The organism is Acidisarcina polymorpha, from assembly GCF_003330725.1.
GTDB classification, from domain to species: domain Bacteria; phylum Acidobacteriota; class Terriglobia; order Terriglobales; family Acidobacteriaceae; genus Acidisarcina; species Acidisarcina polymorpha.
This window is the reverse complement of the sequence record NZ_CP030840.1, coordinates 2,517,935-2,529,007: the sequence shown is the minus strand read 5'-3', so window position 1 is coordinate 2,529,007 and position 11,073 is coordinate 2,517,935. Positions and strand designations below refer to the sequence as shown.

The window sequence follows — 11,073 nt, the reverse complement described above, 5'->3', positions numbered from 1 at the left end:
AGGACGGCCGTCTTATCTAAGTCGAATAAGCCGTCAGATTCGGAAGAGCATCACAACAGCGTGTTGCCGCCGTTTACGGCAAACTTCTGTCCAGTAAGAAAATTTGCTTCGTCGCTCGCGAGATAGGCGACCATCCTGCCCACATCCTCCGCGGTTCCCATGCGCCGCATCGGGACGCCGGCTATGTATTGATCCATTTCTTGCTGGCTCGAATCGACGTGCCGCTCCGTCGGAATCCAGCCGGGAGCCACCAGGTTCACCGTGATCCCAAACGGCGCCAATTCTCGGGCCCATGACCGCGTCTGCCCCAGCTGCGCTCCTTTGGCCGCGACATAGTTCGCGAAGTTCGGATTGCCGAGCTCCACGACCTCGCTCCCGATTTGTATGATTCTCCCGAAGCCTCTCTTCTTCATCTGTGGTAGCACCTGTTGCACCAGCAGCAGCGGCGACTTCACAAAAAACTCAAGCTGATCGAGATAGATTTGCCACGTCTGCTGTTCGATCGGAAGCATCGGCTGGGGCCCGGTCGCGTTGAGCACCAGGCAATCGATTTCTCCAAAGTGGGCGCGAGTCGCCGCGACCAGGGTTGCTACCTCCTCCTCATCGCGCACATCCGCGCCGAATGCCTCGGCGCTTCCACCCGATGCGCGAATCCTCTGGCAGAGGTCCTCGGCGGCCGCTCGACTCTGAAAATAGTTGACCGCTACCTGCATTCCCTTTGCGGCAAGTTCCGTCGCAATTGCCGCGCCCAATCCACGCGAGGCGCCGGTCACGAGTGCCGTTCGTTTTCCTGGATTACTCTTCTCTGCATCAGGCATAGTATTTCCTCTCATTGCGGTAGGCGCTCCAGCGGGATTGTCCCACCGTGTGGACTACATCTCCGTCGTCGCGGCCAATGCCCCGCCTTGCAGCTTCTGCGAAACCGGCAGCCCGTCCACGTTGAACTCCCGACACCCGCACGACGCCCGAACGATGAGCCGGCTCTTCAGCCGGACATTCTTTGCGTGGCTCTCCGCGCGCAGCAAGGAAGAATGATCTGCTTTCGCAGCTAGCCTCTCAAACAGAAGTTTCGCCGCTTTCCGGCCTATCTCCTCTACCGGCTGTTGAATCACCGTAATCGACGGCCGCAGCGTCGCTGCAAGCAGAAAGTCGTCATAGCCAACCAGCGCCACTTGCTGCGGAATATGCATCCCGAATCGTTGTAAGGCGTCATAGGTATGAATCGTAGTCGCGTTCTTCAGGCAAAAAACCGCGCGTGGAGGGGCCTTGCCGGTGAGATGCCGCGCCAGCATCGCCGCGATCTCCTCCGAACTCGGATCATGAGCAGAGATATCGATGGTTGTGGGTCGATTCGCATCGCGCATCGCCGCTTCATAGCCGCGTACTCGTTCCTCCATGGTATGAAACGCCGCTTCGCCCCCCAGGCACAAGATACGCTTGTACCCGTGCTGCAGCAGGTGCCGGGTAGCAGTTTTTGCGGAATGATAATTATCCGTCAAGACTGCAGGAATACGCTCGTCGTGAAGCGGCCGGTCGAAACATACCACCGGTATTGAAAGCCTCGTCAACCGCCCGATCAACTTCGGATTGTTCGAGTCTGACGGAGCGATAAGCAACCCATCCGCCCTTCGAAAGAGCGTCTGGATATTCTCCATCTCCAAAGCTGGATCGTTATGAGTGACCGTAACCACCACCAGAGACCCAAAGCTGCGTGCCACTTTTTGGATCGCCTCGGCACAACTGGCAAAGAACGAATCCGCGATACTCGGCACGATCAAGCCGATGGTTTTGCTCTGCTCCCCCTTAAGCACCCGCGCCGCCAGGTTGGGAACGAAGCCCAGCTCGTCGATCGCCCTCCGCACCTGTTCCAGCGTCTTGGGGCTGACCCGCGAGCCGCCATTGATCACTCTCGAGACCGTCGTTGTACCCACGCCGGCGTGGCGGGCGACATCGAACAGGGTAGGGTGCCGCTCGCGTTTCATTGAAGGAGGTCTTTTCATTCTTAATTGCGAGGAAAGTTCTCCTCTAGGTGTACATCGACGAGTGAGTGGCCGGGAAGTTCTTCCTGACGGCCATTCCAGGCAATCTCGAAGCGCGACGTAAAAATTGCATAAGAGTAGAAGTATAGTGAATGGAAATGCCAAGCGCCTTGAGACGGTCGGCCTTTCCTGTCGTACAAAGCCTGCATGGTCAATTTTTGGTTGGCATGAAGGGAACTCTCTTTCTGCTCAGGTTAAGCTTGCGAAAAGTACTCTTGACATCCGTGCGAATTCAGTTTTATCGTCGCAAGGACAATCAAAACGCGTGTTCCTGGTCATAATTCCAGTCATAGTTGGAAACGATACCATGCTGATCTGTTTTGACGCATCAGCTATTTCCTCGCCCCCGGCTGGGGACATTCAAAAGTTATCTCGCAACCGTTAGTCAATCTGGTTTTTTGCGGTCGAACGAAGTCATCAAGCAAGCCGAATTACCAAAAAGTGGAATCGATACCACATCGGCTTTAACCAACCTCGGTCCGGCACGTGGCGCTCGTCGCTGCAGCCGGCCAGACACCTAGCAGTTTGCAACTTGGGAGGAGATAACGTGATGCTTGGAATACACCGTTTCGCTCGAAATTTGCCGAAAATCCTACAGAAATTCGTCCTGACCTGTTCCGCCGGAGTTCTGCTTCTGCTCGCCCTCTCCGCTCCCCGCCTCTACGCGCAAGCCAATGCCGGTATAACCGGCACGATCACCGATTCAAGCGGCGCGATCCTTGCCGGAGCCACCGTCACCATCACCAACACCGGCACCGGCCAAAAGATTCAAACCACCAGCAGCAGTGCCGGCACGTATGCCGTGACCGGCCTGACCCCGGGCGTCTACTCCATCGCCGTCGAGGCCAACGGTTTCAAGAAGCAGGTACAGAACTCCGTCCGGGTCGAGGTCAGCACCACCGCCACCATCGATATCAGCCTCTCCGCCGGCGCTACCTCCGAAACCGTCGAAGTTACCTCCAACGCCATCGCGCTGAATACTACCCAGCCACAACTCGGTTCCACCATCGAGCCGACCGTCGTCGCCGCCCTCCCCAACGAAGTCTCAGGCCGCGGCCGGCAAATCGATGCATTGCAGTTTCTCGCCCCCGGCATTACCGGCAGCACCTTCTCGCACCGCATCGGAGGCGGCGTCGACTTCGAACAGGAGATCGTCTACAACGGCATTCCCGCCCCCCAGCCCGAGACCGAAGGCTACACCACCAACTTCAATCCGCCTTACGAAATGGTTCAGGAGTTCCGCGTCGAACGCTCCACCTTCTCCGCTCAGTTCGGACTCGGTCAAGGCGCGCTCACCTACCAGATGGCCTCCGGGACCAATCGCTATCACGGCGACCTCTTCGAAATCAACCGCAACAGCTTCTTCGACTCCGTAGGCTTCTTCAATGGAAAATCCTGGGGCGGTACCGGGCAGCCACCTACCGATCACGAAAACAACTACGGCTTTACCGTTGGTGGCCCGGTCTGGATACCCAAACTTTACAACGGCCGCGACCGCACCTTCTTTCACTACAGCCAGGAATGGTACAAGCAACCAGCGAAAGCGTCGCGCCCAACACCGTCCCTACCGCGGCAGAAAAGACCGGTGACTTTAGCGACTTTGTCGACGGATCCACCGGAGCCCTCATTCCCATTTACGATCCGACCACCGGTCAGCAGTTTCAATATAACGGCAAGTTGAACGTCATTCCGCCGGGACGCATCAGTGCGAATTCAAGCGTCCTCCTGCCGTTTATCCCCGATCCCGACCGCCCCGGCAGTGGCGTAGGCGGCCATGACAGCAACAAGAGCTTTGCCCCCTTCATTAATCCGCACATCCAACATGTGTGGGGCTTCACCATTGACCAGCGACTGAACGCCAAGCAGGGGGTGCATTACAGCCAGTGGCGCAACAGCTACAGCAATTACAGCTTCGACGGCACCCCGACGCGGGATTTCGTCATCGCCCCGGATCCTTTGAACGCCATGAAATTCGAACCCTCCTTGGGCAGTGGCTTCATGCTCACCTATGACAACAGCATCACCCCGAATCTGGTCATGACCGCCGGCTTCGGCTGGCTGGGCGAAATCAACAACCAGTTCAACCAAACCAAGTTCAGCTTCGCCGCCGTCCAGCAGGGCACCATTCCTGCCAACATCACCTTCGACGGGCAACACGCGCCCACCAACTGGGGTACCGATGGCGCGTGGCTCGGATCCGTCAATCGCAAGCTCGGCATTGCTATCGTGAATAACTACTTGTGGACCCATGGCCGGAATACCTTCAATATCGGCCACGAGTTCCGCCGCTCCTACCAGGATGACAATGAAGAGCAAACCGCCGGCGGCCGCTTCCAGTTCAGCCAGCACACCACCTCAACCCCCAATCCCAATGATCCTAACTTCGGCACCTATGGAAGCTCCTTTGCCAGCTTCCTGCTCGGCCTCCCCGATTCCGTGAACCGCAGTAACTCGCAGGAACTGCGCCTGCGTAATCTCGATTACTCTCCCTACATCCAGGACGACATCAAGCTGACTCCTAAACTCACCGTCAACGTCGGCCTGCGTTGGGACATTCAGGTGCCCTTCACTGAAAATAACAACCTCATCGTCTTCGTCGACCCCAGCGTGCCCAACGCGGCGGCCGGTGGTATTCCCGGCGCGGCTACCAAGTTTGGTCACTGCACCGGCTGCGCCGGCTATACTCGCGCCGATATCCATTGGGGGCACTTCGGGCCGAGGCTCGGCTTTGCCTACCAGCTCAACGACAAAACCGTCCTACAGGCTGGGTTCAGCGTGGCCTTCCTCAACGGTGGCGCCTACGAATACGGGACCAGCAAGGTCGCCGTCAACTACGGCAACCTGCTGACCGGCTCCTTCACCCGCGCGACCACCGGCACCAATCAATCGTCCTTCGGCAGTTGGGATACTACCCAGCTCATCAATCCTCCCGCTACCCCCTTCAGCCCAAGTCTCGGCCTCGGCACTCAGATCGACGCCTTCAGCAAGAATGATGGCTTCGCGCCCTACAGCCAGCAATGGAATGTCAATGTCCAGCGTCGCCTGCCCTACGACATGTTCATCACCGCCGCCTGGGTTGGCAATCGTGTCATCCATCTCCCTAGCCAGTTGAATAAGCCCGGACAGCTCGATCCCAAGTATCTCGCTCTCGGCTCCCAGCTTGGTTTGAGCTACGCTGACGGCTCGGCCCAGGCGGCCGGCTTCAGCCTGCCCTACCCGACCTTCGTCAATGACTTTGGCGGCTCGGCAACCGTCGGCCAGGCGCTCGGACCCTTCCCCCAATATTCCTACATCTTCAACAACTTCGAAGGCTCCGGAACCACTTACTATCAAGCCCTCCAGGTCCAGGCGGAGAAGCGCTTCACCAACGGCCTCTCTTTCCTGACTGGCTACACCTTGTCCCGCCTGATGGACAACACCAGCAGCGGCTTTTCCAGCTTCACCTCGGGCGGTATCAACCGCTATAACCAAAGGCCCGAATGGTCGATCTCCGGCGCCGATGAGCCAAATACCTTCAAGGCCAGTGGCACCTATGAACTCCCCATCGGCCCGGGGAAGAAATATTTCAACAATCATGGGGTGACCGGACAACTGCTCGGCGGATGGCAGGTCAGCTGGATCCTCGACTACGAGGCCGGGGAGCCTTTGTGCGATTGCAACAACGGTAGGATCGGCGAAAACGGTACGCCCTTCCCAAATGGTTTCAATCGTCCCGATCGCGTTCCATCGGTCAAACTCAGCACCGCTTCCTATAAACGCGCCCGTGACTACTTCGTAGGCAAAATCGGCGTGGCGCAGATATTCAACCCCGCCGGCTTTGCGTTGACTCCGTCACAGTACGTCCTGGGCGATGCAAAGCGGAACTACCCCGAGCTTCGCGGGCCCGCTTTCTACAACGAAAACGGAAACGTCCGGAAGCACTTCTACTTCGGAGATCGCTTCCAAGGTATTCTTCAGGTGGATTATTTCAATCTCTTCAACCGCACCCAGTTCGAAACTCCGGACCCCAACAAGAGCGATAGCACCTTCGGTCAGGTCATCACCCAGGGCGCGCAAAACACTCCCAACAACCGACAAGGCGAGGTCAGCTTCCGATTGGAGTTTTGACCTCTTCTCTCCTTGCAACACTGGAAGTCATGATGCGGGCTGCAATAGCGGCCCGCATTTTCTTCTGCAGCGAGACCCGCAACAGCAATCCTATAATGAGGTGGTCATGAGTCCCTTCCGCATCTCCAGCTTCGGCTCTCGCTCGATGCGCGCCTCCCTGGCGCTCGTCTTGATCACCGCTACACCCGCGTTCTTGTGCAAGAAAGCAGCAGCTCAGGATCCGAGCGACGAAGTCACGCCCGAAGTGCAACAACTCTACGCGGAAGCCAAAGCCGCGCAGAAAAGCGGAGACATCCAGACAGCGATCGCGCACTATCAGAAAATGCTAAAGCTCGCTCCCCATCTGGCCCCGGCCTACAACAATCTCGGCATGCTGTATTTCAACCAGCATAACTACGCCCAGGCGGCCGAAGTCCTCGAGAAAGGATTGGCCGTCGATCCGGCTATGAACACCGCGCAAGCAATGCTCGGAATCAGCGAATTCCATCTTGGCAAGAATGACGAAGCGAAAGCCGCACTCGAAAAAGCGCTCGCCGCTAACCCCGCCGACGATAATGCAGAGATGGCGCTCGCCCGTCTGCTGATCGCCACCGGCCAAAAGGAAGAGGCCACCGGGCGGCTACGCACTTATCTCGCCCGTAATCCACACGACCAGCAGGCCTGGTATCTCCTCGGCAAGACCTATCTTCAGCTCTCGGAAGATTCGCTGGGAAAGATCAATGCCATCGATCCTAACTCCGTAACTGCTCATGAGGTTGCCGGCGAGATAGACGAGAGCATGCGGAACTACGACGGCGCGTTGGCAGAGTATAACAAGGCAGTTCAAGCAGCTCCCAGCCAACCAGGCACACACTATCATCTCGGCAATGCTTTCTGGCTGGAGGGTAAGTGGGATTCCGCCCGGACCGAGTTTGAAGCCGAGTTACAAAATGATCCGGAGAACTGCACAACGCAGTGGAAGTTGGGAAATACCATTCTCTCGGCGAACCAGCCGGCCGATCAGGCTCTACCTCACTTAAACAAGGCGGTCGAGCTCTGCGGCAGCCTGATGCAGGCCCGAGTCGATCGCGCAAGTGCGCTGATCAAGCTCGGGCAGCCCGAAAAGTCCATAGATGATCTGCTCCTCGCCGAGAAGGATAGCCCGAACGAGCCGTCGATCCACTACCTTCTCTCCAAAGCGTACAAAGCCCTTGGCAAGTCTTCAGAGGCCCGCGAAGAAATAGAGACCTACGGAAAGCTGCAGCGCGAGGCCAGTGAAGCAACCGCCGCGCAAGCAAGCGATGTGATTAACATCAAGAACGCCGCGCATTAAGGCAGACAAAACAGTCACTATAGCGTGAAGACGCAATTTGTGTTGCAAATGAGGCGAACGGACTTCGACGCCCGCGACAGGTCCCAAAGGCTAATGGATGACCTGCCGCGCTCGACGCTTCTACTTGCCAGCTACTGGCCGCTTCCTGCTGACTGCTGCGCAGGATAGTCGACCCGCACAGTCTGTATCTGGTAAGGAGTCACTGGCACCGTCACATCACCGCCACTTACTGTCAGCGGAGATCCCTCCGGTGTCTCCATCAGGTTCGTGACCGTGGCGCTCGTCGCGCCATCAGGCACATGAAGCGTAACCTGCCCGTCCTTGCCGGCCCACTCAAAGAACCGGAAGAGCAGCCCATTACCGTCCTCGGTCTTCTTGATTGCCGTGAGCACCACATTGTCGCCATGCACGCCGAAGAAAGAATGCTCCGCCGGCATTTGGCCGCTGTGCGTGGGCACTTGAATCGCAGTCAGCTTATAGTTCAGCTCATAACCGCGCCGCTCCGTGAACGCCTGCTTCCAATCGCCGCTATGCGGATAGAGAGCGTACACGAAGTGGTGATGCTCGCGGTCCGCATCCGGATCCGGCCAGACCGGCGAACGCAACAGCGAGAGCCGTAGAACATTCCCCACCGCGTCATAGCCGTACTTGCTTTCATTGATCAGACTTAGCCCCTGCTGCGCATTCCCCAGGTCCCCCCAGCGAAGCGCCGGCACTTCGAACTTCGCCTTCTCCCAGCTGTTGTTACGAGTCGTCGGGCGGCTGATCGTTCCATAAGGTATCTCATAAGTCGCGTTGTCGCTGGTCGCCGCCACTGGGAACGCCGCCTTCAACAGAACGTGCGTCTCGTGCCAGTCGATGTCGTTTGTGACCTTGACCTCATCACCTCCGGCGTCTAGAGAAATCTCCTGAACGAACTTCGAACTCTGCCAGGTCCGCGCTACTTGGATCGAAGCGCGCATCGGGCCGCTCTCCACCACCTTCACCGAATCGACAGCATGGATCAGTGTCGGCGGCTGATCGAGTGTTCCTGGATCGATGTTCCAGGCGTCATAGTCCTTCGGAGTGTCCTTGAAGGCTTGTAACTCGTTGCCGCAAGCGCCGGCCGCAAGCGTCTCGAAGTTAGCTTTCTTGTCGAAGATGGATGTAATGCAGCCTGTCTGCGGATCCACCGTCACCCGTAGCGCGGAGTTCTCGATGGTCGTGCCGTTCGCCTTCAGGTCGCTGTCGAACGAGCGCGTTCCAGGCACTACTTGCAGCACCTTATAACCGATCGACGGGACCATCCCTGCCTGGACCATTACGTGATAGCGATTCGTCCCAGGCTCGTGCGAGATGACTTTGGAGGGCAACACCTTGCCATGGTTATCCAGCACCGAAAGCGACTCGGCACTTGAAGGCAGTTCCACGTCGACCGCGACCTCGCCCGATCGCTCCCACGCTAATGAGTTGAAGACAAATACCGGAACACCCGCCTTCGTCCGCGTATCCACCTTGGCCTCGAGGGTCTCGAGGGCTCCGTGAGAGGTCTCATTGGCCGTCCAGCGCACACGATCATAGTCGCGTTGCGCTTCCTTGTAGATGATACCGATACCGGATCCCGCAGCTAAGTCGTGGAACTGGTTGAAGAGCACTTGCTTCCACGCATCTGTCAATTCAGCCGCCGGATAAGGACGTCCGTCAAGCCACGCCAGCGAAGAATATTTCTCCGCATTCAGCAGCCACTCTTCGCTCTCCCGCATGTTGCGTTTGTGGTCGGCCTGGGTGGTCATCACGCCACGGTGATATTCAAAATAAAGCTCGTCCTTCCAGGTAGGAATCGACATTTGTCCTGCCGCCGGTGCAGGTAGCTTGGTATCTCCCTTGGCGATCGAGACATAATTCCAGGTCGGCGAGTCGGGGTTGATCTGCTTCTCCACCTTCGAGAAAAATGGCTGCGCCGTGCCGAACTCCATCTTAGGCACGACCTTGCCGGGCTCCATCCAATGCAGTCCTTCGTCTAACACCGAGCGAGTCGGGCCTCCGCCATGATCGCCGATGCCGTAGAGGTCCATCATTTCGGTCATGCCCGGGGAGCGTTCCCGCGCCGTCGCCAGATCTGCCGACAGCCTCACAGGATTGAGATTGTTGTTAGCGTAGTCATGCGGAAAGTAAGTCAGCACCTTGCTGCCATCCGGCGACTCCCACCAGAACAGCTTGAAAGGTAGCTGGTTGGTATCGTTCCAGGTCATCTTCTGAGTGACGAAATAATCCAATCCCGACCGTTTGTAGATCTGCGGTAACTGCCAGTTATAGCCGAACGAATCTGGATTCCATCCGATGCGCGTAGTAACTCCATAAAGCTTCTTGAAGGTCGCTTGTCCCACCAGCAGTTGGCGAACTAGAGACTCGCCATCCGGCATGTTCAGGTCTGGCTCGATCCACATGCCGCCCACAATTTCCCAACGCCCCTCCGCGAGCCGCTGTTTGATCTGGTCGTTCAAGGCAGGATACTTGTCTGCCATCCACTGGTTGTACTGCGCGGCGGACTGCGTGTAGGTATAGCTCGGATATTCGTTCATCAACTGCGCCGCTGTACCGAACGTGCGCTTGACCGCATCGACCGTCTCCGTCCACGGCCACAGCCACGCGGCGTCGATGTGGGAGTTACCCGTCAAATGCAGCGTCGTCTGCTGCAGGAGCGGGCGAAGCGTCTCCATCTGACTCTGTGCGCTCACCAGCGACGCATCGAACGTCTTCTGGTCCGCAGCAGCAAGCGATTTCAGATCGACGCTCTCCATCGCTTTCGTCAGCGTATCGATCTGCGTCGAAGACCCCGGCGCCAGCGAAGGCAGCAGCACCGCGGCTGACAAGAATTCCTTACGCAGATCTTCAGGATTGGGCCGGCTGGCAGCAAAGTCGATCCGGGCATCCGCTCCTCCGAAACGCTTATCGTCGACCGTCTGCAGCAGCTTCACCGCAATCAGGATCTTGTCCCCGGGCTTCGCGTCGTCGAAGAGCACAATCGGTTCAAGATCGTCGCCCATCGCAACCCGCCGCCCGTTGAAGTAGATGATCTGCGGCATCGGCCCGTTGGCATAGGCATGGAACTGAAACCAGATCCGCGTTCCTGTCAGGTCGTAGCCGTGGAGCGTCTTCGGCACCTCGACTTCCTTGCGATACCATGCCGCATCTTTGGCCGCGTTGCTCTTCGGCTCCACTAGCTGCCAGCTGGAATCATCGAGCGTCGTCGCCTCGCCATGCGGGACATCCCCCGAATGAAAGCGCCAACTCGCCAGAGGCAGCTCGTTGAGTTCGTCCAACCGGTCGACCACCGTCCTCGTGTTCGCGGGCAAAGCCTGGGTGAGCTTGGCAACTTCCTCCGGCGACTGTGCAAAGCAGGGAAGTACGGACAGCATGGCCACGGCTACGATGGCCATAGCGGAGAGCTTGGAAAAGCCGGTCATGGGCAGGAAGCGCCTGCGTCGAGAGTTCACTGTTAATCTCCTATGGAAAGCTACGGCGTGCTGCAAAGCTTTTTCTGGTGGAACGGGTTTCGGACGGATTATAGATGAGCGGCCTGCCAAAATGGAAACGATTCCACCTCGCGCCATAAAACGCCATCCAAAGAACGGG

4 protein-coding genes and 1 pseudogene are annotated in these 11,073 nt (G+C 57.7%); 2 read left to right on the top strand and 3 right to left on the bottom strand.

Annotated features, from left to right (window positions below; translation table 11 throughout):
• Window positions 1-50: 50 nt before the first annotated feature.
• Together ACPOL_RS10930 and ACPOL_RS10925 are read right to left on the bottom strand one after the other, a co-directional pair.
• Window positions 51-818, bottom strand: a complete 768-nt coding sequence (locus ACPOL_RS10930) for an SDR family oxidoreductase (protein ID WP_114207096.1) — start codon at window positions 816-818, stop codon at window positions 51-53.
• Between the two features lie 54 nt (window positions 819-872).
• Complete coding sequence (locus ACPOL_RS10925; protein WP_161557294.1) at window positions 873-1,982, bottom strand: LacI family DNA-binding transcriptional regulator; 1,110 nt, start codon at window positions 1,980-1,982, stop codon at window positions 873-875.
• 607 nt (window positions 1,983-2,589) lie between these two features.
• Here ACPOL_RS10925 and ACPOL_RS36835 point away from each other — a divergent pair.
• Window positions 2,590-6,146 (top strand): annotated as a pseudogene (locus ACPOL_RS36835) (TonB-dependent receptor).
• A 106-nt stretch (window positions 6,147-6,252) separates the two neighbouring features.
• Entirely contained in the window at window positions 6,253-7,458 is a 1,206-nt protein-coding gene (locus ACPOL_RS10910; RefSeq protein WP_161557293.1) for a tetratricopeptide repeat protein, read from the top strand.
• A gap of 131 nt (window positions 7,459-7,589) precedes the next feature.
• Here ACPOL_RS10910 and ACPOL_RS10905 read toward each other — a convergent pair whose 3' ends face one another.
• Complete coding sequence (locus ACPOL_RS10905) at window positions 7,590-10,934, bottom strand: alpha-mannosidase (RefSeq protein WP_236657394.1); 3,345 nt, start codon at window positions 10,932-10,934, stop codon at window positions 7,590-7,592.
• Window positions 10,935-11,073: the final 139 nt, after the last annotated feature.